Annotated in this window: 18 protein-coding genes; 6 read left to right on the top strand and 12 right to left on the bottom strand. The window is 58.8% G+C overall.

Features of this window, described 5'->3' with window-relative positions; all coding sequences use genetic code 11:
• Nucleotides 1-194 precede the first annotated feature (194 nt).
• Nucleotides 195-1,226 (bottom strand): Ldh family oxidoreductase, encoded by a 1,032-nt coding sequence (locus L0Y14_RS12705; RefSeq protein ID WP_005959000.1) that lies wholly within the window; start codon nt 1,224-1,226, stop codon nt 195-197.
• 420 nt (nt 1,227-1,646) lie between these two features.
• On the bottom strand, nt 1,647-7,061 hold the full coding sequence (locus L0Y14_RS12710) for an immunoglobulin-like domain-containing protein (RefSeq protein WP_251859204.1): 5,415 nt from the start codon (nt 7,059-7,061) through the stop codon (nt 1,647-1,649).
• A 663-nt stretch (nt 7,062-7,724) separates the two neighbouring features.
• Between L0Y14_RS12710 and L0Y14_RS12715 the strand changes: the two genes are divergently transcribed.
• From L0Y14_RS12715 to L0Y14_RS12725, 3 genes are all read left to right on the top strand, one after another.
• Nucleotides 7,725-8,042, top strand: coding sequence for a DUF2934 domain-containing protein (locus L0Y14_RS12715; protein ID WP_006475856.1), 318 nt, complete (start codon nt 7,725-7,727; stop codon nt 8,040-8,042).
• Nucleotides 8,043-8,262: 220 nt separating this feature from the next.
• Entirely contained in the window at nt 8,263-10,797 is a 2,535-nt protein-coding gene (gene mutS, locus L0Y14_RS12720) for a DNA mismatch repair protein MutS (RefSeq protein ID WP_251859205.1), read from the top strand.
• A gap of 45 nt (nt 10,798-10,842) precedes the next feature.
• Nucleotides 10,843-11,055: a dodecin gene (locus tag L0Y14_RS12725; protein WP_006475853.1), complete on the top strand. Its 213-nt coding sequence runs from the start codon at nt 10,843-10,845 to the stop codon at nt 11,053-11,055.
• Between the two features lie 186 nt (nt 11,056-11,241).
• Here L0Y14_RS12725 and L0Y14_RS12730 read toward each other — a convergent pair whose 3' ends face one another.
• From L0Y14_RS12730 to L0Y14_RS12755, 6 genes are all read right to left on the bottom strand, one after another.
• On the bottom strand, nt 11,242-11,907 hold the full coding sequence (locus L0Y14_RS12730; RefSeq protein WP_040820305.1) for an FHA domain-containing protein: 666 nt from the start codon (nt 11,905-11,907) through the stop codon (nt 11,242-11,244).
• 13 nt (nt 11,908-11,920) lie between these two features.
• Nucleotides 11,921-12,670, bottom strand: a complete 750-nt coding sequence (locus L0Y14_RS12735; RefSeq protein ID WP_006475851.1) for a PP2C family protein-serine/threonine phosphatase — start codon at nt 12,668-12,670, stop codon at nt 11,921-11,923.
• A gap of 169 nt (nt 12,671-12,839) precedes the next feature.
• Nucleotides 12,840-13,595, bottom strand: a complete 756-nt coding sequence (locus tag L0Y14_RS12740) for a DsbC family protein (RefSeq protein WP_005966477.1) — start codon at nt 13,593-13,595, stop codon at nt 12,840-12,842.
• Nucleotides 13,596-13,598: 3 nt separating this feature from the next.
• Entirely contained in the window at nt 13,599-14,081 is a 483-nt protein-coding gene (locus L0Y14_RS12745; RefSeq protein WP_006475850.1) for a YajQ family cyclic di-GMP-binding protein, read from the bottom strand.
• A 96-nt stretch (nt 14,082-14,177) separates the two neighbouring features.
• Nucleotides 14,178-15,026, bottom strand: coding sequence for a site-specific tyrosine recombinase XerD (gene xerD / locus L0Y14_RS12750; RefSeq protein WP_305790649.1), 849 nt, complete (start codon nt 15,024-15,026; stop codon nt 14,178-14,180).
• A gap of 53 nt (nt 15,027-15,079) precedes the next feature.
• Nucleotides 15,080-15,556 carry a methylated-DNA--[protein]-cysteine S-methyltransferase gene (locus L0Y14_RS12755; protein WP_005966483.1) on the bottom strand — a complete coding sequence of 159 codons (477 nt, stop codon included), beginning with the start codon at nt 15,554-15,556 and terminating at the stop codon, nt 15,080-15,082.
• 85 nt (nt 15,557-15,641) lie between these two features.
• Between L0Y14_RS12755 and L0Y14_RS12760 the strand changes: the two genes are divergently transcribed.
• The 3 genes from L0Y14_RS12760 to L0Y14_RS12770 all read left to right on the top strand — a co-directional run bounded on the left by L0Y14_RS12760 (nt 15,642) and on the right by L0Y14_RS12770 (nt 17,796).
• Nucleotides 15,642-15,950: a hypothetical protein gene (locus L0Y14_RS12760; protein ID WP_039960721.1), complete on the top strand. Its 309-nt coding sequence runs from the start codon at nt 15,642-15,644 to the stop codon at nt 15,948-15,950.
• A 383-nt stretch (nt 15,951-16,333) separates the two neighbouring features.
• Nucleotides 16,334-16,771 (top strand): YcgN family cysteine cluster protein, encoded by a 438-nt coding sequence (locus tag L0Y14_RS12765; protein WP_305790606.1) that lies wholly within the window; start codon nt 16,334-16,336, stop codon nt 16,769-16,771.
• Entirely contained in the window at nt 16,768-17,796 is a 1,029-nt protein-coding gene (locus tag L0Y14_RS12770) for a DUF3549 family protein (protein ID WP_006474788.1), read from the top strand. Before L0Y14_RS12765 ends, L0Y14_RS12770 begins: the two co-directional genes overlap by 4 nt.
• Nucleotides 17,797-17,894: 98 nt before the next feature.
• Here the strand turns inward: L0Y14_RS12770 and soxB are convergent, their stop codons facing one another.
• From soxB to L0Y14_RS12790, 4 genes are all read right to left on the bottom strand, one after another.
• Nucleotides 17,895-19,673 (bottom strand): thiosulfohydrolase SoxB, encoded by a 1,779-nt coding sequence (gene soxB / locus L0Y14_RS12775; RefSeq protein WP_006474789.1) that lies wholly within the window; start codon nt 19,671-19,673, stop codon nt 17,895-17,897.
• Between the two features lie 333 nt (nt 19,674-20,006).
• On the bottom strand, nt 20,007-20,621 hold the full coding sequence (locus L0Y14_RS12780) for a response regulator transcription factor (RefSeq protein ID WP_006474790.1): 615 nt from the start codon (nt 20,619-20,621) through the stop codon (nt 20,007-20,009).
• Nucleotides 20,622-20,626: 5 nt separating this feature from the next.
• Complete coding sequence (locus tag L0Y14_RS12785; protein ID WP_006474791.1) at nt 20,627-22,690, bottom strand: PhnD/SsuA/transferrin family substrate-binding protein; 2,064 nt, start codon at nt 22,688-22,690, stop codon at nt 20,627-20,629.
• Nucleotides 22,691-22,939: 249 nt separating this feature from the next.
• The gene (locus L0Y14_RS12790; RefSeq protein WP_006474792.1) at nt 22,940-23,614 is read right to left on the bottom strand and encodes a hypothetical protein; all 675 of its coding nucleotides are present in this window, start codon (nt 23,612-23,614) and stop codon (nt 22,940-22,942) included.
• Nucleotides 23,615-23,647 lie beyond the last annotated feature (33 nt).

Here is a 23,647-nt window from a genome sequence, read left to right on the forward strand (position 1 = left end):
AGGGCTGCTGGAATCGATTATTTTATCAGCGCTTCCTTAGGAAAGCTCTTACATGGACGCCGCTCTATCTTTCGTACTCTAGCGAAGAAAATCAATTATTTATAGCAGTTCAACCAAAGCCTCGATCTTGTCCTGCGGTATCACCAAAAAACAAGTGATACCGCAGGGTGCCTTACCCCCTCACAAAAACCATCCTACCAGGGCGTAATAACACTCAGACTATTTGCCAACTCAGTCAAGGCCTTGATAGTCTTTTCGTCCAACGTTATACCACCTGCCGCTTCGGTTTTATCCAGCGCGCCCCACCGCCCTTCGCCAGGCAACATGACTTCTTCTCCACTCTCGCGTAGAACATCAACCAACATCTCCATCCGCTCATAATATGTGTTCATCGGCATCAGAGTATTAATGTCAACGGCCATGAAAAAGTGCCCACTATTACCCGGGTTCTCAAAATCACCATACATCGAATGTACGCCATGTGAAATGCCGGCGCCGGTCACAACACCGGCCATGATCTCCACCATCAAGCCCAATGCGTAACCTTTAGCGCCACCAAATGGCAACAAGGCGCCATCCTTTACCTTGGCTGGATCGGTAATCGGAGTACCATCACGGGCGATGGCAATACCTTCCGGGATAGGCTGTCCAAGTTCCGCAGCCTTGGTGATTGTCGAGCCCGCACTGGCACCGGTGGAGAGATCGGCAATGACATTTCTTCCATTACGGCGCGGCGCAGCAAATGCGAGCGGGTTGGTTCCAAGAACTGCTTTTACGCCACCGTAGGGAGCCACTTTTGGAAAGGAATTATTCCACAAAACAGCCAGCATTCCATTTTTTGCAATTTTATCGACATAGTAGCCCAACGATCCCAAAAAATTACTGTCAGATACGGTAACCACGCCCACACCATTTTTGGACGCCAGATCAATGGCTGTATCTGCAGCCACCTGCCCCACATAATGCCCTATGCCATTATCACCATCGATAACTGCAACAGAAGGTGTACGTTTGTCGATCTTTAGATTACACGGGGAATTGAATAAGTCCTTCGAAAGGCGCTTGCACAGGATCGGAAGACGCCAAACACCCTGGTTGGGTCGTCCGGCAGAGTTGCCCCAAATAAGGACTTCGGCAACGCTCATCGCCTGCTCTCTATCTGCGCCTGCTGCGGTCAAGATATCCACCGCAAAGGCGGTTAACTGATCAGTTGTGATTGTGGACATTGAATCGTTCCTCGATTGCTATTTTTTCGTAGAGTTAATTAGTAAACAAATCGCATTCGACTAAAAGCATTGCCAATTCTGGCCAAACCTAAGAAAGGTATCACCTTAGACCAAGACGCTTGTGCGACACCCTTATCAGTTTTGCGATCGACAGTTGGGCTGAGTTTTCACTTGGGGGTCTCTGAATAAGTCTGGGCGAAGCGAATTGTGAGTCAGAATCTTTCGTATCAAGGCGCAAATCTTAGTGTTCAGAGGCTCCTTTGTAGGTTACCCGATCATACACACATTGAGGCAATACCCATTCCAAAAGCCGTCGGGGTAACGGGAGGCTGTGGAGAATGTAGCGGGACGGGCTGAGCCAACCCGGAAGCAGAGACAGCCTCCGAGGAGGCCATCTTGTCACTGTAAGGCCAATGAAGGTTAGTAGAGATAGACCGCACCGACATTCTCGTCGGCAGTGGCATCAGTCCCTGGTGTGGGGTTGATGCCCGTTGCGCTGCTGTCCTCTCTGTACGCACCAACAGCCAGGGTTCCACCGTCACCGCTGATCGCCATCCCCCAGCCGAAGCTATCCTTACTGTCGGTGTTGGAGGATTTGACGAAGGTCTTGCTGGCCCAACTGGCCCCACTGCGTTCATAGACAAAGACGGCACCGGCATTAGATGCCGTGCTATTTGTGCTGGCGTAGACTCCTCGGGTGCTACTGTTCTCACCATGGCTCCCCACCGCCAGCAGATTTCCGTCACTGCTCAGTGCCAGGGCGAAACCAAAGTAATCATAATTGCTAGTCCGCGTCGAGGCTTTGATATAGGCCTGCTGGCTCCAAGTTGTTCCGCTACGACCAAAGACGTAGGCGGCACCAACACCGGCCAGAATGCCTGGATTCGGGGTTGAGTCAACCCCGGTGGTGTTGCTGTCTTCCTCCTTGGCACCCACCGCCAGAGTGTTGCCATCGCTACTAAAGGCCAGTGCAGAACCAAATCGATGGAATCGGCCAGCATTTGCGGCCTTGAGCATCGTCTGCTGGGACCAACTCCCCGAGTTACGAGTGTATACAAACACCGCACCGGAGCCTTTGCCTGCATCTGCAGGCCAGTTACCCAAGGCATCGGAATCCTCGCCGATAGCACCGACCGCCAGAGTGTTGCCATCGCCACTCAGTGCAACCGAGATGCCAACATGGTCGTACCACACCGAGTGATCTGACTTGATATAGGCCTGTTCGCTCCAGCTAGTGCCGGTGCGATTAAAGACATAGGCGGCACCGGCCTCGGTCTCGGTATTATTGGTCGGGGTATTGATACCATCGTTGCCACCATCCTCAAGATCGGCACCCACCGCCAGGGTGTTGCCATCCGCGCTAAGGGCCACGGCATAGCCGAAGTCATCTCCAGCCTCGGTGGTAGCTGCCTTAAGGCGGGTCTGCTCATTCCATGTGGCGCCGGAGCGAGTGAAGATGTAGACCGCACCGGAGTCGGGTGCCGCCCCATTGGAGGAGAAGTGGCTACCGGTATCGTCACTATCCTCGGCGTTTGCACCAACCGCCAGAGTGGTGCCATCCGAGTTCAGGGCGACGGATGCACCGAATTGATCGCCCGAGCCGGCATTGGATGCAGTAAGCACCTGTTGCAGGTTCCAGCTTCCAGCGGCGAAGTAGAAGATATGGACCGCACCTGCTCCTCCGTTGGCGATCTGCGGCGCACCGACCGCCAGGGTGGTACCATCAGCGCTCATGGCGACCGAGTAGCCGAAGTTGTCATCGTTGCTTGCTGTGCCCGGCTTGAAATAGCCGATGGCAGCAACCGAGTCAATCGCCACAGTGGTCTGCTCTGCAGAGCCAGCGCAGGCGCTCTCGGCGGCGTCACAAGCCTCCACCATATAGCGGGCGGCGGGCCAATTGTGCAGGTGCACCGGGATGTCGATGGTATGGCTGGTGAGAGTGATCGAGTCGGCCCCTGCTACCACGCTGTATCCAGAAACGCCGTCAGGGTTCACCATCAAACGGTAGTGGTCTGCCCCCAGTGACGCATCCCAGCTGAACTGGAACCGCTTGAAGCCGATGCTCATGGTCACATTGGTAGGTGCGTTCGGGGCGCTTGACACCACCTGAACCGTTCGGGTCAGTTGAGTCGCGGCATTGCCGCTAGCATCGGTGACATCGTAGGTCACGCTGTAGCTGCCGATGGTAGCGGTGTCGACGGCACTGCTGTCGATAGCCAGGCTAGCGGAGATATCGCCATCCAGATTGTCCGTGGCCGTGGCGCCAGGCTCAGTGTAGCTGTTATCCACAATGACAACCAACGGGTTGTCTCCTGTGAGGGAGATCACCGGAGCGGTGGTGTCCACCACATTCACCGTGCGGGTGACTGCGATGGCGGCATTGCCAGCCGCGTCTGAAACGTCATAGGTCAGGGTATAACCGCCTAGGGCTGCGGTATTCACGCTGCCGCTCACCACCACGCTGGCACTGAGATCGCCGTCCAGGGTGTCGCTGGCGCTTGCCCCTGGCTCAGTGAAGGTAGAGCCGGCCTCCACGCTCATCGGGTTGGCACCGTTCAGGGTGATGACCGGGGCTGTCTGATCGGAGACGACTACACTGCGGGTCACCGTGGTGGCCGCATTGCCAGCGGCGTCGGTGACATCGTAGCTGAGGGTGTAGCTGGCGGGTACCGCGGTGTCCACACTGCCGCTGACGCTAATGCTCGCACTAAGGTCACCGTCGACATTGTCGCTGGCGCTGGCACCGGGATCGCCATAGGTCGAACCCGCCTCCACCGCCTGCGGATTGGCGCCGATCAGGGTGATGACCGGGGCGATCTGATCGGTGACCAAGACGCTACGCTGCACTGGCGTGGCAGCGTTGCCCTCCGCATCGGAAACACTGTAGGTGAGGGTGTAGCTGCCCAGGGTGTTGGTATCCACCGTACCCGCCACAGTGATGCTGGTCGAGAGATCACCATCCACCGCGTCACTGGCACTGGCACCCGGGTCGGTGAAGCTACTGCCCAGTGCCACCTCCAACGGGTTGGCACCAATCAGGGTGATGACGGGTGCGGTCTGATCCACCACGTTGACCCTGCGGGTCACTGCAGTGGCGGCATTGCCGGTGCTGTCGGAGACGTTGTAGGTCAGGGTATAGCTGCCCAGCACAGCGCTATCGACACTGCCACTGATGACGATGCCGGCACTGAGATCGCCTTCAAAGCTGTCACTAGCGGTGGCGCCTGGATCGCTGAAGGTAGCCCCCCCCTCCACACTCATCGGATCGCTGCCCAGCAGGGTGATGACGGGTGCGGTCTGATCCACCACGTTGACCGCGCGGGTCACCGCGGTGGCGGCATTGCCGGCCGCATCCGAGACGTTGTAGGTAAGGGTATAGCTACCCAGCACGCTAGCGTTGACACTGCCGCTCACCGCCACGCTGGAGGAGAGATCTCCGTCCACGTTGTCGCTGGCGACGGCCCCAGGATCGCTGTAGCTAGAGCCTGCCTCAACGCTCTGCGGATTGTCGCCATTAAGGGTGATCTGTGGCGCGGTCTGATCGGTGACCGAAACGGTGCGGCTTTGGGTGGCGCTGTTGCCGGCGGCATCGCTGACCGTATAGGTCAGGGTGTAGTCTCCTGGAGTATTGCTGTCCACCGCGCCGCTGACCGTGATGCTGGCCGAGACATCGCCGTCGAAATTGTCGTTGGCGCTGGCACCCGGGTCGGAAAAGGCGGCGCCAACGGCCAGGCTAAAGGGATTGGCTCCGCTCAGGGTGATCACCGGGGCGGCAGCGGAGGAGACCTCCACGGTGCGCGTCGCGCTGGCCGGGTTACCGGCTGTGTCGGAGACGCTATAGGTCAGGGTGTAGCTACCGGCGGTGGTGCGGTCGACCGTGCCACTCATCACAATATTGGCGCTGACATCGCCATCCACATTGTCATTGGCGCTGGCGCCCGGATCGCTATAGGCCGCCGGCCCCGCCTCCAGGGTCAGAGGGTTGTCTCCGGAGAGGGTGATCACCGGGGGCGTTGACTCGATCACGTTGACCCTGCGGGTCTGTGTGGCGCTGTTGCCGGCGGCATCGCTGACCGTATAGGTCAGGGTGTAGTCGCCTGGAGTATTGCTGTCCACCGTGCCGCTGACCGTGATGCTGGCTGAGACATCGCCGTCGAAATTGTCGTTGGCGCTGGCACCCGGGTCGGAAAAGGCGGCGCCAACGGCCAGGCTAAAGGGATTGGCTCCGCTCAGGGTGATCACCGGGGCGGCAGCGGAGGAGACCTCCACGGTGCGCGTCGCGCTGGCCGGGTTACCGGCTGTGTCGGAGACGCTATAGGTCAGGGTGTAGCTACCGGCGGTGGTGCGGTCGACCGTGCCACTCATCACAATATTGGCGCTGACATCGCCATCCACATTGTCATTGGCGCTGGCGCCCGGATCGCTATAGGCCGCCGGCCCCGCCTCCAGGGTCAGAGGGTTGTCTCCGGAGAGGGTGATCACCGGGGGCGTTGACTCGATCACGTTGACCCTGCGGGTCTGTGTGGCGCTGTTGCCGGCGGCATCGCTGACCGTATAGGTCAGGGTGTAGTCGCCTGGAGTATTGCTGTCCACCGTGCCGCTGACCGTGATGCTGGCTGAGACATCGCCGTCGAAATTGTCATTGGCGGAGGCCCCCGGGTCGCTGAAGCTGTCGCCCGCCTTCAAGTCGATCGGATTGGCACCGGAGAGGGTGATCACCGGGGCGGCAGCGGCAGAGACATCCACGGTGCGCGTCACGCTAGCCGAGTTACCAGCCGTGTCGGAGACGCTATAGGTCAGGGTGTAGCTACCGGTGGTGGTGCGGTCGACCGTACCACTCATCACAATATTGGCGCTGACATCACCATCCACATTGTCGTTGGCGCTGGCGCCCGGATCGCTATAGGCCGCCGGTCCCGCCTCCAAGGTCAGGGGATTGGCGCCGGAGAGGGTGATCACCGGGGGTATTGCCTCGGTCACGGTCACGGTGCGGGTGACCTGGGCCGCCGCATTCCCCGCCGCATCCGAGACATTGTAGGTGCGGGTATAGCTGCCGATCGAGGCGGTATTGACGTTGCCACCAATCATGATGTTGGCGCTGATGTCACCATCCCTGTCGTCGTTGGCAGTCGCGCCGGGCTCACTGTAGCTGGAGCCGAGGGCGACCGTCTGGGGATTGGCGCCGGTCAGGGTGATGACCGGGGGGGTGACGTCTGCGGGGAGCGTCACGGCGACCACGTTGACCGTGCGGGTGATCGCGGTAGCGGCGTTGCCGGCGCTATCCACAACGTTGTAGGTCAGAGTGTAGCTGCCGACGACACCGGTATTGACGCTGCCTGTGGCAACGATGCTGGCCGAGATATCGCCATCGAAAGAATCGTTGGCAGTCGCACCCTGATCGCTATAGCTTGCGCCGAGGATGACGGTCTGCGGGCTACTGCCAATGAGGCTGATGGCCGGGGGGGTCGTATCGGCTACCAGCACGCTCCGAGTCACTGCGGTAGCAGCATTACCGGCGGCATCCGAAACATTATACGTGAGGATGTAACTGCCGGGAGCGGAAGTGTCAACCACGCCGCTTTGCATGATGTTGGCGCTGATATCGCCATCTTTCGCATCGTTGGCGCTGGCGCCAGAATCAGTGTAGACGGTTCCCGCCTCAACAGTGAGGGCATTGGCGCCCAGCAGGGTGATGATGGGGGGATCGGTATCGTCACCGGCAGCGGCCGTGGTCATTGTATGATTGTCTACCACTTCCTCAACACAGCCTGACAGCAGGGCCGCTGCAATGAGCGCCAATGGGTAGTATGGTCGCTTGATCTTCTCGGTCAACATGGATAAACCCCCCGATTCTGTTTCGCTATCAGTTATTTTTAATGCAAGGGGATGCAGGGGAGGCGCTTGTCCGCAACCATCGGGCAAGCAATCAGTACCAACCTCCAGAAAAAACCAGATCCCTGTTCTCTATTCCCTAAATAACAACAAGAATGAATGGTACATTCTCTGGATTTTGTGGCACCGATCAACGCGGCATAACGTCTTTTTAGGTGGCTTTGTGATTGCTATCACGCTTATTTCTGGGGGGGGATCTGGCGCTGTGAGGACTATCAACTTCACGCATTTTGTAGATGAATTGGGGCGGACTTTGCGCTAGGCAGATCCTCTGCGCTGTCTATCCCGCAACCGATGCACCATGTGATCGAACACTAACTTCTGCCCGGCATCCAGCCCCATGTCCAATGTCAAAATTTGTGGACAAGGTTCCTGAATGGTGTGGGGTATGGGGCTGCTGCCCATCCGCGAAAGCAGTCTTCACTGCCTTGGCCGTACGATACTTTGCTTTCCAATTCCCAGAAATTGTGCAAGGGGGCGCAGCATCGGTTGGCGCAACACCAGTAATAATCTGGCACGCCCCGGCTCCCAGATCAATCATGGTTTTTTCATCAATATTGTCTAGAATGCCGAAGGTATTTCAGCGGTAAATAAAGGGCAAAGGACGTGAACAAGAGATCCGGCAAAGACGACGAGAAGATGAAAAAGGCCAAGAAGAAGGTGGTGAAAAAGAAGGTCAGCAAGAAGAAAGCGACGAACAAGGCCGCCAGCCCAAAGGGCCCGGTCAGGAAAAAGAGGGTGGCCAGAGTAGCGTCCCAACAAGCCGCCACACCTCATCCCGAGGTCAGCCCCCGCGAGCGCTACGAGATGATCGCCACCATGGCCTACTACCGGGCCGAGAATCGCAACTTCGAAGCGGGCCACGAGATGGATGACTGGATCGAGTGCGAGCACATCGTCGACCAGATGCTGGCGCCGAAATAGTCCCGAGCAAAACAAGTTACGCACAATCTGAAAGGGGCAAACAGGCCCCTTTGTCACCCACCTCCCGCATAGATTTCTCTCAAACATCCTCTCGCCAAGGCGAGAGAGGGTATGATCCACCATACACATTCCAGACTGCCCACAAACACCGGAATCGATGGATAAAATACAGAGCAGCTCCGCACCACAAACCAGGCCAAAAAAGGCAAAACACACACCCATGATGCAGCAATACTTACGCATCAAGGGTGAATTCCCCGACATGTTGCTGTTCTACCGCATGGGGGACTTCTACGAACTCTTCTTCGACGATGCGGAGCGCGCCGCGCAACTGCTCGACATCACCCTCACCAAACGCGGCCAGTCCGCCGGCAAACCGATCCCGATGGCCGGGGTGCCCTACCACGCGGCGGAGAACTATCTGGCGAAGCTAGTGCGGCTTGGAGAATCGGTAGCAATCTGCGAGCAGATCGGCGACCCGGCGGCCAGCAAGGGGCCGGTTGAGCGCAAGGTAGTGCGCATCATCACCCCCGGCACCCTCACCGATGAGTCGCTGCTAGAGGAGCGTCAGGAGAATCTGCTGGCCGCTCTCAACCAGGTCGATGACAAGTTTGGCCTGGCGACCCTCGATCTGGCCAGCGGCCGCTTCATCGTACAGCAGTTCAGCGGCCTGGAGGCGCTGCAGGGGGAGCTGGAGCGGCTGCGCCCGGTGGAGCTACTGCTGGAAGAGGATAACCCGATCGCCGAGCGGCTCGGTCTGAAACGCGGCATCACCCACCGACCCGCCTGGCACTTCGACCTGGCATCCGCCGAGCAGCTGCTGACCCGCCAGTTCGGCACCCGCGACCTGGGCGGCTTCGGCTGCAACGACCAGCCGCTGGCGCTGGCCGCCGCCGGCTGCCTGCTGCAATACGTGGCGGAGACCCAGCGTAGCGCCCTGCCCCACATCCGCTCATTGCGCACCGAGCGACGCGAGGATGCGATCATCATCGACGCCGCCACCCGGCGCAATCTGGAGCTGGATCACTCGCTCTCCAACCAGCCGCAACACACCCTAGCGGGGATCATGGACCGCACTGCCACCGCCATGGGCAGTCGTATGCTAAGGCGCTGGATCAACCGTCCGCTGCGCAATCGGCAGGCGGTGGCACAGCGCCACACCGCCATCGAAGAGCTGCTTGAGCAGCGCGCCTTCCCCGAGCTGCGGGAGAGCCTGAAAGAGATCGGCGACATCGAACGCATCCTCACCCGGGTCGCCCTGAAGAGCGCCCGGCCGCGGGATCTGGCCACACTACGCGACACCCTGGATGTGCTACCGGCGCTGCAGTCACAGCTCGCTCCGCTGCAAAGCCCCTTGTTGACTGAGCTGGCCAGGCAGATCGACACCCATCCAGAGGAGCATGCGTTGTTGGCACGGACGATCATCGAGCAGCCACCAATGCTGATCCGCAACGGCGGGGTGCTCGCGGCAGGCTTCGACGAACAGCTCGACGAGCTGCGCAACCTGTCACAGAACGCGGATCAGTTCCTGCTCGACCTGGAGGCGCGGGAGCGCGAGCGTACCGGTATCACTAGCCTCAAAGTGAGCTATAACCGGGTCCACGGCTACTACATCGAGATCAGCCGCAGCCAATCCGAGAATGCGCCGGAAGACTACATCCGCCGCCAGACCCTGAAGGGGGCGGAGCGCTTCATCACCCCCGAGCTGAAGAAGTTCGAGGATCAGGTGCTGAGCGCCCGCGAGCGCTCCTTGGCCCGGGAAAAGGCACTCTACGAGCAGCTACTGGAACAGCTGGCAGAGTCGCTAGCTGCATTGCAGCAGTGCGCCGAAGGGCTCGCCAGCCTGGATATTCTCTGCAATCTGGCGGAGCGCGCCGAGAGCCTCAACCTCTGCCGCCCTGAACTCAGCGACGAATCCGGCATGCAGATCAGCGATGGCCGTCACCCGGTGGTGGAACAGGTCAGCCACGAGCCGTTTATCGCCAACAGCATCGAGCTGGACGAGCAGCGCCGCATCCTCATCATCACCGGACCCAACATGGGCGGCAAGTCGACCTTCATGCGGCAGATCGCGATCATCGCCCTGCTCGCCTACTGCGGCAGTTTTGTGCCAGCCAGCGCGCTGCGCATCGGGCCGATCGACCGCATCTTCTCGCGCATCGGCGCCTCCGACGATCTGGCGGGGGGACGCTCCACCTTCATGGTGGAGATGGAGGAGACCGCCAACATTCTGCACAATGCCACCGACCAGAGCCTGGTGCTGATGGACGAGATCGGCCGTGGCACCTCCACCTTCGACGGACTCTCACTGGCCTGGTCCTGCGCGGTAGAACTGGCGACCAAGATCCACGCCTTCACCCTGTTCGCCACCCACTATTTCGAGCTGACCACCCTACCCGAAGAGTATCCCGGCATTGTCAATGTGCATCTCGACGCGGTGGAGCATGGCGACTCCATCGTCTTCCTGCATGCGGTCAGGGAGGGGCCGGCGAATCAGAGCTATGGACTGCAGGTGGCAGCACTGGCGGGGGTGCCGAAAGCGGTGATCCAGCGCGCGCGACAGCGCCTGGAGGAGCTGGAACAGGCGGCCCAGCAGCACGCCGATCAGCAGCAGAACCAGCTGCCGCTATTGTTTCAGGAGACACCACAGAATTCAGTCGTCGAACAGGCGCTGCTGGAGATCAATCCAGACAACCTCACCCCCAGGCAGGCGCTGGAGCAAATCTACCGACTGAAGACACTCTGTCAGACGTGAGGCTTCGGCAGGTGTCGTGTATTGATCCAATCAGAGGAGAAAAAGGTGAGTGAGCATATCTACAAGATGATCGAGATTGTTGGTTCATCCAGCGAGAGCAGTGACGATGCGGTACGCAATGCAATCAAGCGTGCGGCAAAGTCGATCCATAACATGAACTGGTTTGAGGTGGTGGAGAGCCGCGGTCATATTCAGGATGGTGAAGTGGCCCACTGGCAGGTCACCCTGAAGATCGGCTTCCGACTCGAAGATGAGTAGCACAGGCCACATTTAACGTCGGGCTTCCCACGATTGGCGATGCCCCTGACCGGCGGGGTGTCGGCAGCGGGGATGCTGCCGTCAAGCTTCCAAGGATGGATCTACAACGTCTTTGCCGGTCAGGGGCATCGCCGGAATACGGAGATATTTGATGGCCGCGTTAATAGCCGCAGCAGCCGCTTGAGGTCAGGCGGCGCCCGAGTTCACCGGAGAGGCGAAGAAGCGCAGCCGGTGTTCGGCAAACTCGACCAGGTCACCATCCTGGAGTTCATGGCCACCCGCTCGCACCAGCGTGCCATTCACTCTGGGAAGGGTATCGCCAGCCAGCTTGAGCAGCACATAGTTGCGGTGGCGGCGGTTGATCAGCGCCAGATCGCTGCCCGGCTTGCCGATGGTAAAGAACTGATCCTGCAATGCCTGCTGCTTGCCTCGTTCAGGACCATCCAGATAGAGTACATGCGCCGCTAGCGCTTGATGCGCTGTTTTTTCCACAGTGGCTGGGCGGCGTTGATCCGCCGGATGAAGCACCACAGTTCGATCCAGCTCAGGCTCTTGTGCTCTGTCCTCGCCCACCTGAAATTCAAACTCAAAGACGCCCAAGTTGATTCGGTCGCCATGCTTGAGGAAGTGTTTGCGGATCTCGTGGCCGTTGAGTTTGGTGCCGTTGGTACTACGCAGGTCTTCCAGAAAATATTCGTTGAAGATGCGCACCACCGCGGCGTGGTGGCGGCTGACCGAGGTGTCATTGAGGCAGACATCACTCATCGGATCCCTTCCAATCATCACCCGCTTACCACTGAGATCGACCTCTCTCAAGACCCTTCCTTTATCGATCATCACGAGTTTTTCCATCACCGGTTCCCCACTATTGCTGCAGAAGCTCGGCCTCCTTGTCGTCCCAAACTCTGACAAGGATGACAGAGACATTATCCATGCCACCCTTCTCACAGGCGGCCTCTATCAGCTGATCGGCCGTCTGTTCCAGATCTTCATCGCCTGCCATCAAATATTCGTGAATCTCGTTCGAGCTTAGCATACCGTTCAGTCCGTCGGTGCAGAGCAGGTAGAGATCGCCCGTCTCCAGGCGTGTCTTCTCCAGATCCACCTCGACATAGGGGAAGATGCCATAGGCACGTGAGAGCACGCTGCCCGGCACCCCTGACCTGCGCGCCTCTTCGGTGGAGGAGAAGACCTCCTGAGCAACCAGCTCCTCGACCAGTGAGTGGTCACGGGTCAGCATCTCCAGCTCCCCTCCGCGTAAGCGGTAGAGACGGGAGTCACCCACATGGCCGTAGATCAGATCGTTTCCACGAAACATGCCCAACACCAGGGTGGTGCCCATACCCTTGCACTCGGGCATCTCCTGGGCCGCTGAATAGATCGCGGAGTTGACCTCCTGGACCGTCAGGCGCAACTGATCACAATCCACCGGACCACTGGCGACACCGGGAGTATCCAGCAGCCGGTTGAGCAGCAGGTTGACCGCCAGGTTGCTCGCCACATCGCCGGCATTGGCGCCGCCCATACCATCCGCGAGGATAACGATGCCAGCATCAGGATCTGCTCCCACCGCATCCTCATTGCGTTGGCGTACCACTCCCGTATCAGTACGCATCACAACCGCTAACTCCACGTGTCCCCCCTGTCCCAAACTTGGCTGTTTCGATCCGCGCCACCCATTAAGCGGCAACTATCCGATGATATTAATCTCTATTGCACAGCTGCAAATATACAAAGAGGGCGCCAAAGCCCCCTCTCAGCTGACATCGATTCGTTGCGTGCTGCTACTGGGATTGTTTCGCCTTCAAATAGGAGAGCATGCGCTTTGCAGGCACATAGCCCGGTAGCAGTTCGCCATCGTCAAAGAAGATCGCGGGGGTACCGGTCACGCCCAGCAGTTGCCCCAGTTCCATGTGCTGGATGATCGGGTTTTCACACTTTTTTTGCTCAACCTGTTTGCCCGCTTTCGAGAGCGTCATCGCCTTCTGACGGTCGTCGGCACACCAGACAGCGACCGCCTTGTCGAAGGAGCTACTGCCCACCCCGGCACGTGGGAACATCATGTAGCGCACGCGGATGCCAAGATCATTGTACTGGCCTATCTCACTGTGCAGCTTGCGGCAGTAGCCGCAATCGATGTCGGTGAACACCGTCACCGTGTGCTCAAACTTCTCTGGCGCAAAGATCACCATATTCTCTTCACCCACCGCCTCAATCGCCCGCGCCTTCGCTTTGGCAACCTTGGGGGTAGTCAGATCCTCGCGGGTCTCGATATCGAACAGCTTGCCATTGAGCAGATATTTTCCATCGGCGCTGACGTAGACCAGACGCGGCCCGATCATCACCTCGTAGACCCCCTGTATCACCGAAGGCTGGATACTGTCGGGCGTCTCCCCTCCCAGCAGTTTGCCGACCCCCTGCCTGACCAGCTCGATCTCCGCCCTGTCAGCGGCAACCACCAGCCCGGAAAATAGCAGCATCCCACCCAGTAGTGGTGCCGCAACCCGCCTGAGGCGATTTCGCAAACGATAATATTGCATGAGTTAATCCCTGAAGTTTTGAAACTGTAGAGGCAGCCCGTAGTCCGCCTCTCTGAGCGTGGCGATAATCTGCTGCAGGTCGTCCCGCTTCTTGCCGTTCACCCGCACCTGCTCACCCTGGATCTGCGCCTGCACCTTGATCTTGGTGGCCTTGATCGCCTTGACTATCTTGCGCGCGGTATCGGTATCTATGCCCTGGCGGATGATCACCAGCTGGCGAGCGGCGTTGAGGCTAGTCTCCGGCTCCCGGATCTCCATGCAGCCCACATCAACGTTCCGTTTGACCAGTTTTTGCCGCAGGATATCCCGCATCTGCTGCAGCTGAAACTCCTGCTCGGCGCGTAGTGTGATCTCGGAGTCATTCTGTTCGAAACTGGCATCCACCTTTTTGAAGTCGAATCGGGTGCTGACCTCCCGATTGGCCTGATCCACGGCGTTACGGACCTCCTGCAGATCCACCTCAGAGACAATATCGAATGAAGACATATTCACCTCCCCGCAAAGCTGAATGTAATAATCGCGGGAATGTAGCACAGTTCCCGCTGCACATCAGGCATTGACAGGACCCATGCAGCATCCGCTTCAGGCTCGCGGATGGTGTTTGGCATGGAGAGCTTTCAACCGCTGCCGCGCCACATGAGTATAGATCTGGGTGGTGGAGAGATCGCTGTGGCCAAGCAGCAGCTGCACCACGCGCAGATCTGCACCGTGATTCAGCAGATGGGTGGCAAAGGCGTGGCGCAGGGTATGGGGTGAGATTGGTTTGTCGATGTCCGCCTGCCGGGCATGGCGCTTGATCAGATACCAGAATGCCTGTCGGGTCATGCCGCTGCCGCGTCGAGTAGGAAACAGGTGGATACAGACCCGCTGACCCAGGATCGCCTGGCGCGGTCCGCGCAGAAAACGCTCGATCCACGACTGAGCTTCATCCCCCATCGGCACCAGCCGCTCCTTGTCGCCCTTACCGATGACCCGTACCACGCCCTGGCTCAGACTGATCTGCTCTGGGCGCAGATCGATCAGCTCCGAGACCCGCAGGCCGGTAGCATACAGCAGCTCCAGCATGGTCCTATCACGAACCCCCTGAGGATCGCCCACGTCGGGGGCCGCCAATAGCTGCTCAACCTCGCGCTCAGTGAGGGTGCCCGGTAACGGGCGAGGCAGTTTCGGCGATTCGATCTGCGCACTGGGGTCGGCGCTGAGCAGACTCTCCCGCACCGCATATTGGTAAAACTGGCGCATACAAGAGAGCAGCCGGGCACTGGAGCGGGCCTGGCGACCCTGCTGCGCCAGCACCGCCAAATAGCCCAACAGATCCTTCTGTCCCGCCTCGAGCAATCTTTTGCCGCGTTGGCGCTGCAGCCACAGCGAGAGCTTCGACAGATCGCTCTGGTAGGCGACCAGGGTATTCTGGCTGAGTCCCCGCTCCATCCAAAGCGCATCGGCAAACGCCTCGATCAGCGCCTGCTCCACCACCGCTTCACTCACAATGCCCCCTCATGCCGTAGCAGCCAGGCCTTTATCGCCAGTTTTGTCCCACTCCGCCTGCCGGCAAACCCCCCCAGCCCAGTGGCGGCTACCACCCGATGGCAGGGCACCACCAATGGACAGGGGTTGGCACGACAAGCATTGCCCACTGCCCTGGGGCTGGTTCCCAACTCAGCCGCCAATGCACCATAGGTAAGGGTGGAACCCGGCGGGATCTGGCGCAGGCGCTGCCACACCCGCTGCTGAAAGGGTGTGCCCTGCGAAAAACGACGGCAGCTAATCGACTGTTGCGGATCAACCAGATAGGCCTCGATCTGTTGGACAATCGCAGAGACGTTCCTCTCTGTCGCATCCATCAGGAGCCAGGTTCGCGGCAGGAAATCGATGGACAAGAGCTCATGCCCCCGCATGCGCACGCCAAAACGACAACAAGCGGCATCAATTACCGCTTGATAGTCGGGCCTATCCGCCATAATCTTTCGTCATAAAAAGTGTAAAAATAACCGACACCAAATCAGAACAAAATTCACCCGCCAGCGCCACAGGCCCCAGCGAGATATGTCTATCTTACCCCTATCCCTGCTGACGATACTGCTCCTCCCAACCGTCCCCAGCGCACTGGCGGACGACAACCGGCCCGACATCAACAGCTTGAACCGCCAAGTCAGCGAACTACTCGCAGCAGGTCAGCGTCTACGCGAGCAGAACCTGGCAGCCAGGCAGCGCCTACAAACACTCTCACAAGATCTCCAGGAGGGGTGGCGCCGTAATCAGATACTGGATCAACAGATCCAAGAGCAGAGTCGCCTCTACAACGAAACCGCCCTCTCCAGCCCCGAAATCCAGGCAGTTCAGACAGATAGATAACCGCCGCCTCATCTTTCCACAGTTCTTGTGGATAACTTTGTGGGTAAGGTGATTGTATTTGCCTGCAGCCCTTGTCGCTCAAGCCCTCCTGTTAGATTGATCAGTTTTTATACAATCTAGATATATCCTTTAATTTCAACTAGTTACAAATATATTGACAGACCAAGTAAAAATCTGTCAGGCAGCACCCAGGCATTGCGAAGCAAACGACTAGGGTGTGCATAAAGAATTTGACAAGTGAAAAAAACTGAAAAAACCTCGAGTTAGAGGCGGCCGCATAATGTGACACAGGTCATACAATCCCCCGCCTCCCTGTCAAGCGTTGCACAGACTCGATGGAACCCGGACAATGCGCCACCCCATCAACAGCCGCCGGATCGATAGTGACAATACCATTCTGGAGATCGAAACCACTTGAACAGCTCTCCGCCAGCGAATGGGAGTTGCTCTGCGACGGCTGCGCCAAATGCTGCCTGCAGAAGCTGGAGGATGCTGAGACCCGGGAGATCTATTTCACCAACGTGGTCTGTGACCTGCTCGACCTCGACAGCTGCCGCTGCAGCCGCTACCAGGAGCGCTCCACCCTGGTGCCAAGCTGCATCACACTCACACCCAAAGACCTGGATGACCCCTACTGGCTGCCCTCTACCTGCGCCTATCGGCTGCTGGCAGAAGGTGCAGAACTCCCCAGCTGGCACCCATTGCGCTCCCACGACCCTCACAGCGTTGCCGCTGCGGGCCATACCATCTGCGGCCGGGTGGTGCCTGAAGCGGAAGCGGATGACCTGGAGTATCACCTGATCGACTGGGTGCAGGCATGAAACCAGGCTCCACTCTCGCCGAACTGCTGGAAACGAGCGGCTTCCAGCCCAGTTATTTCGATATGGGACGTCGTGTGAACCCGATCGACAGAGCGGCCTTTCTCGACTTTGAATGTACCCGCAGCCCCTATCCCCTACCTTTGCAGCAGCAGGCCTGGTTTGCTGTCCTGCTTGCAGAACCGGACAATCCACAGGGCGAGGTCTCGATCTGGTTTCTGCACCTGCCCCTCGACGAGCAGTGCAAGCTGCTGGAGGTCACCGACCGCAATCTGCAGGCAGCGGAGAAGGGGGAGCAGCTGCAGGCCGCACTGCAGGACAACCCCTACGCCTTCACCCCAAAACAGGAGCGGCTCGCGGTGTTTCACGCCAAGGTGAACCGGCTGTTGAATCGCCCGCCCTCACGCTTTTATGCGCATGCCAGATCCTACTTCTGCGGTGAGATCGGCTGGGACCAGTGGCCCTTCCTCGGTTACCAGGGGATTGCCGATCTGGGTGCCAGATTCGATCTTGAAGATACAAGCCAACAGCTGGCAGCCGCTATCCCACAGCTCCCCGGCGCGCCACTCGAGGCACTCTGCCACTGTCTGGAGAACGAAAGGGTGACGGACGAGATCGCGACAGCCCTGCTGGAGCGGATGGAGTCGGCGTTGAATGAAGAGGAGATCGACCTCCAACTGATTACGGCGGCGATCCGTGGCAGCTCCCAGGCGCGTTCCCCGGAGATCCGACAGCGACTGATCGAACGGGTACTGCAGGCCCCCTGCGCGACACACAGCGAGATCCTTGCTGCAATCGCCGGGCGCGCCTGGGAGGGCCTGCAGGAGACCGCCATCTGCCGTCTGTTTCTCGAACGTCTGGCAGAGAATCAGGAGGGACAGGCGTTGTTCAATCAACTACTCAGTGATCTGATGTTTCTGCCCGACACCCGCCCGCAGGTTCTCGCTGGGGTCAGGGATCCGGCACGCTCAGAGCAGCTGAGCCGCGCGTTTGGCGCCCTCCTGCAAGGCGTGCAAACGACGCCTTAAGAAGCAAAAAAGGCGCAGAGAGTATTCCCTCTCTGCGCCATATCCATCAATCTGCAGCGCACCGGGAGTGGGCCTGCCCGGCGGGCCGCAATGCCTGATCAGGCACCCCGATATTCAGCAATGCCCGGATTGTTATCGACTCCAACCAGCTTGGGGGTGTTGAGCTTCTTGATCCTGATCGTCTTCTGGTCACGCAGGTAGTCGGCCACCACATCCCAGATCGGCCGACCCGGCGACTTGGAACCGACTGTCGCCCAGCCAGCGACCACGTAATTCTTGCCCGCCTCGATCTTACTGCCGTCGTTGAGGCGCATGTCGGTAATACGCTTACCAAACCCCTGACCGGGATCGCAAGTGTAGTCGAGTCCACCCACCCGCACCATGTCACCGCCCTGCTGATAGTAGGGGTCCTTGTTGAAGAGGTTGTCGCTGACATCCTCCAGAATATTCTTGATGTCAGCACCACTCATCTCGCGGCGGTAGGTCTCGGGGTAGGTGATGCAGGTCTGATCCATCACGTTGTCCATGATGATCTTCTGACCTGGCAGCACAGTGGTACCCCAGCGAAAGCCTGGGGAGAGGGAGATCTGCGCATCATTGACCGTGGTCAGGGCGTCGCAGATCACCTGATCGAAGGTGCCGTTGAAGTTACCGCGACGGTAGAGAGTCTCCTCCGCCACCGCCAACTCCTCATCCAGGGTCTCTTTATAGGGGGCGCGCACGCCGTCGATGTAGGCCTGCATCTCTTTGTCCGCCGGCAGCAGATTGGAGAAGATCGGCAGCAGACGGTAACGAAAATCGCGTACCTTGCCGCCGCGCACATCGAGGTCCATCACTCCGAGGAACTTGCCGTTGGAACCGGCGTTGGTGACCAAGGTCTTGCCGCCAGCATTCTTGACGATGGTCGGGGCCGGCATGCCGTCGTGAGTATGACCGCCGAAGATCACGTCGATGCCACTGACTCGGGAGGCCATCTTCAGGTCAACGTCCATGCCGTTGTGCGAGAGCACTATCACCACATCGGGCTTTTCGTTCTCGCGCACCGCGTCGACCACCGTCTGCATGCGCTCATCCTGGATGCCGAAGGTCCAGTCGGGGATGAAGCGGCCCGGGTTGGCGATCGGAGTGTAGGGGAAGGCCTGACCGATCACCGCGACCCGGGCACCAGCCACGACCTTCATTACGTAGGGCTTGAAGGCGAGCCCCTCGTCCTCGTTGAAGCCGTCGAAGTCGGCAAACTTGTAGTCGAACAGGGCGTCATCCTTCACCCTGACGTTCTGCGCCACGAAGTCACCATTGAAGTCGGCAATGTTGGAGATCACCTCGTTATCCAGATAGGTGAACTCCCAGTGGCCGGTCATCACATCCACACCGAGGCGGTTGCAGGCGCCAACCATGTCTTTACCGCGGGTCCAGTAGGCGGTGCCGGACCCCTGCCAGGTATCACCACCGTCGAGCAGCAGGCTGTTGCCGGGGCCGCGCTCGGTGCGCAGACGGTCCACCAGGGTCTTGAGATGGGCGAAGCCGCCAATCTTGCCGAATTTGCCGGCAGCCGAATCGAAGTTGAGATAGCTGAAGGCGTGGGCCTCGATACCGCCCGGCGCGATACCAAAGTGTTTCAACAACTTATCACCCACCAGATGCGGTGCCTTGTTGAAGGCGTAGCCGAGGCCGAGGTTGACGTTGGGCTCGCGAAAATAGATCGGGTTGAGCTGGGCGTGGGTATCGGTGAAATGCAGCAGCGAGACGTTGCCAAACTTCGGCACCTCATAGAGATCCGTCGGCTGACGCATCGCGGCAAAGATCGAAGCAGGCATCATGCCGGCCGCACCAGCCATACCCATCAGGCGTAGAAACTCACGTCGTGAAATGCTCATTCTTCCTCATCCTCCTAGACGACAGGCTGGTCGAGTCTGCCGCCGATGGCTGGTTCTAGGGTTTGTTGCAGCACTCTCTGCAAAATTGCCAGCAATGGAGTGCCTATTGTTCTGTGTTGCTGCTGACCACCGGAAAGGCCATCAGTAAAAGGGGAAGGCTGGTCGGAAAACTGCGGGATGCCTGTTCGCTATCCAAAACCAACAGTCCACCGACCAGCCTCCAGGAGGTTCCCCAAACGCTTGTTCCGGGCAGTTATCGGGGAGTCAGTATTATCTAACCGATTGTCTTTTAATGAAAATCCCAGCATACAACGGTTTGTGTAAGGGTTTTCCTTAACCCTGCTCCAGGGAAAGCATCATGCGCATCAGATGCGACAGGCTATCTGCCTCCATCTTCTCCATCACCCGTGCCCGGTGCGCCTCCACGGTGGAGAGCGTGATGCCCAGTTCCTGGGAGATATTCTTGTTGCGCCGGCCGGCAATCACCAGGTTGAGTACCTCGCGCTCGCGCGGCGTCAGCTGATTGAAACGCTCACGGATATCGGAGAGCCGCGAGGCCTCGCCGCGCTGTTTGGCGTCCATTTGGATCGCCCGGTGCACACTGTCAAGCAGCACTTGGTCGTTAAACGGTTTCTCGATGAAATCGATCGCGCCGGCCTTCACCGCCCGCACCGCCATCGGCACATCGCCATGACCAGTGATGAAGATGATCGGCGGATGGATCGGTTCGCCATTGAGCTGCTCCTGCAGTTCGATGCCGCTCATTCCAGGCATGCGGATATCGGCCACCAGACAACCGGGCCGGGAGGCGTCAAACGCCTGCAGAAACTCCAGCGCAGAGGCATAACAGGCCACTGTGAGCCCCACCGACTGCATCAGCAGTTGCAGCGCATTACGTACCTCTTCGTCGTCATCAACGATAAAAATTGTAGGGGAATTCTGTTCCATAATTTTCAGGTTGTAGCTGAGACCGGCAGGGTAAATATAAAGCAGGCCCCACCCTGGGGCAGATTCTGTGCGCTGAGTCTACCACCATGCGCCTCGACGATCCCGTGACTGATAGAGAGCCCCAGCCCCATGCCACCCGACTTACTGGTGACAAAGGGAGCGAACAGCGTTTCGATCATTTCGAGCTTGATACCCGGCCCGGTATCACTGACCCGCACCTGCACCGAAGCCACGCCATTGGCCTCGGTGGTAATCACCAACTGACGCTCCGTTTCGTCCCCGGCCATCGACTCGATAGCGTTGCGCGCCAGGTTCAAAATCACCTGTTCCACCTGAATCCGCTGCACCCTCATCTGCGGTGGATTCGGCATCAGCTCCAGCCGTACCGCCACATCCGCCCGCCGTGCTTCCGGCTGGATCAACACCGCCACTGCATCCACCAGGGTATTGATATCGACCCGGGAGCGCTCCAGCGGCTCTTTGCGCACAAAACGTCGGAGCTGCCGAATGATCGCTCCGGCACGCTCCGCCTGGGAGGCGATACGCTCCATCACATCGGCACAGGCCTGCTGCCCCTCCTTACCGGATTCGAGTAGACGAATGCTGGCATGGGCGTTGGTGGCGATGGCAGTCAGCGGCTGATTCAACTCATGGGCGATACCCGACGCCATCTCACCCATGGTGCTGAAACGTGCCACCCGGGCGAGTTCGTTCTGGTGCTGACGCGCCTCATCCTCTGCCTGTTTACGTTTGGTGATATCACGGAACACCACCACCGAACCGAGGGTCCGCTCCGACTCATCCTTCACCGGGGTGCAACTGTACTCCACCGGAATACTGTGCCCAGCCTTGTGCCAGAAGGCATCGTCAGAGACGAAGCGGGGCTGGTTGTCACGAAAGGTCTGGTAGACCGGGCAATTCTCCGCCGGATGAGGGGTGCCATCCGGACGGGTGTGGTGCAGAATCTCATGCTGGTTTAGGCCAATCAGATCCTCCGCCGACCAGCCGGTAATCGCCTCCGCGGCGCGGCTGAAAAAGGTGCAGTTGCCGTGCAGGTCGACACCGTAGATGCCATCGGCCACCGAGTCGAGGATCAGCTCATGCTGCTGCTCCAGACGGCTTTTGGCGCGCTGCAGCTCCCGATTCAGGCGCAGTACCCAGAGGGTCATCAACGCCATAAAGATCAGGAAGATCAACCCGCTCAGCAACCAGTACCAATAGCGTTTGATGGCATCCAGGAGGGTAAACTGAGCGGGCTTCTCAAACGGGCGCAGATGCAGCTCCTTCAGCAACTCACGTACCCGCTGGTAGTCGAGAGGAATGGTCCAGCCGGAGTAACGTCCCTGAATCGCTGCCGGATGGTTCTGCGGCATGTTGAGCAGGGCCACCGCCACCCGCTGCGCCAGTGCGTTGGAGGTATGCGCTACCTTACTGAAGGGCCACTCGGGATAGAGCCGGGTGCTGTGGGCGAAGGGAAACTCCGGATCCGACTGGGGGTTGATAATGCGAAACTCATCCAGGTCGATCATGCCTGCGCTGGCCATGCGTTCCAGGATGTCGGTACGCACCGTACCCACATCCACCTCAGCGCCGCGCACCGCCATCACCACCCGGTCGTGAATGCCGGCAAAGCGCAACTCGGAGAGATCATTGATATCGATCCCCTGGGCCCGCATCTCGCGCCAGGCCATCTGGAAGCCACCCAGCGAGGTTGCATCCACCGCCATCAGTGAGTGACCTGGCAGGTCTTCCAGGCTGTTGATCCGCGGATTGTCGGCTCGGGTGAAAATCACCCCCCCAAAGATGTTGTAGGGCACATCACTGCGCCGGTTGTTCAGGGTGGCAATGCGTGAGACGCGAAACTGCACCTCCAGATTGACGTAGATGCCGGAGTTGACCAGCACAAAATCGACCTTGCCCTCCACCACCGCCGGCTCCACCTCAGCGAAGTCGAGCGGCATGATGATGAAGTGATGGTCAGCAATCTGACTGGTCAGATACTCCGCAGTGGGCGACCATTTGTCGAGGGTGAACTGATCGCCGCGATGGCTAAGTACACCGATGCGCACCAACTTCCCTCCATCCGCCAAGGCAGATAGAGGAGAGACAAGCACTGCCAATAGACACAACCAGAGATAGCGGCAATGAAACATTGCCTGAAGACTAGGGGATTGCTGAGGCCAAAACAAGCATCCTAACTAGCCCCCCGGGGAGAGTTACCCGGGGCGCAGCAACCCATTTTGGCCGAAAAAACTCGTTAGTTCTTTTCCTGAAAATTGAAGTTACGTCATCCAAGCAAGAACGGGGTTCGTCAATACTCAATGATTGGGAGAGTGGAGAAAACGTCCAAACAACCCCTTACCGCGCTTCTGTCCCGGCCGGTGTACCCTGTCGGCACCTCCTCCAGTCTCACGCTCGAGCTTGTCTACCGCCAGGCGCTCACGCAAATTGACCAGGGTCGAGTCGGAGATGTCGAGACTGTGCAGCTTGTCATGGCGGCGCAACACATAGTTGCCGAGATTATCGAGCCACTCATCATCGATTCGCTCTGGTCCGTAAGTGTAGCGACGGATGCCGAACTTCTCGAAGTTCGAGGTAAGCATCTCGATCTCATACTGCTCAGGAGCGATCTGGAACATAAACACCACTTCCACCTTGGGCGTGACCTGGAAGTTGACGCCACTCAGACGTTGTTCTGCATCCCGGATCGGCCACTCGCTGAACTGCATGTGGTGAGAGTGCAGAAAACCCCGGGTCTCATCGGCTAGCCCCTTGGGGCTAACCGAAAATGACATCTCCTGAGCTGCCACGCAGCTGAATTTCAGTCGAATCCGGCGCGGATTGGTCACGCTGTCCGCATTCACCAGATAGTTCCCCTGACGCAGCCTTTTAACCTGCCCCAGCCCGGGAATTCGGTAATTGGCCCGCACATCGGGAGCAACCAACTTGAGCTGACTAGTCAAATCGTTCAGGTAGGCCAGAAGCTTGAGCATCCGCGGCCGAAGTTCTTTGTGGTAATGTGCTTC

Source organism: Candidatus Endoriftia persephonae (assembly GCF_023733635.1).
Taxonomy (GTDB): Bacteria; Pseudomonadota; Gammaproteobacteria; order Chromatiales; family Chromatiaceae; genus Endoriftia; species Endoriftia persephonae.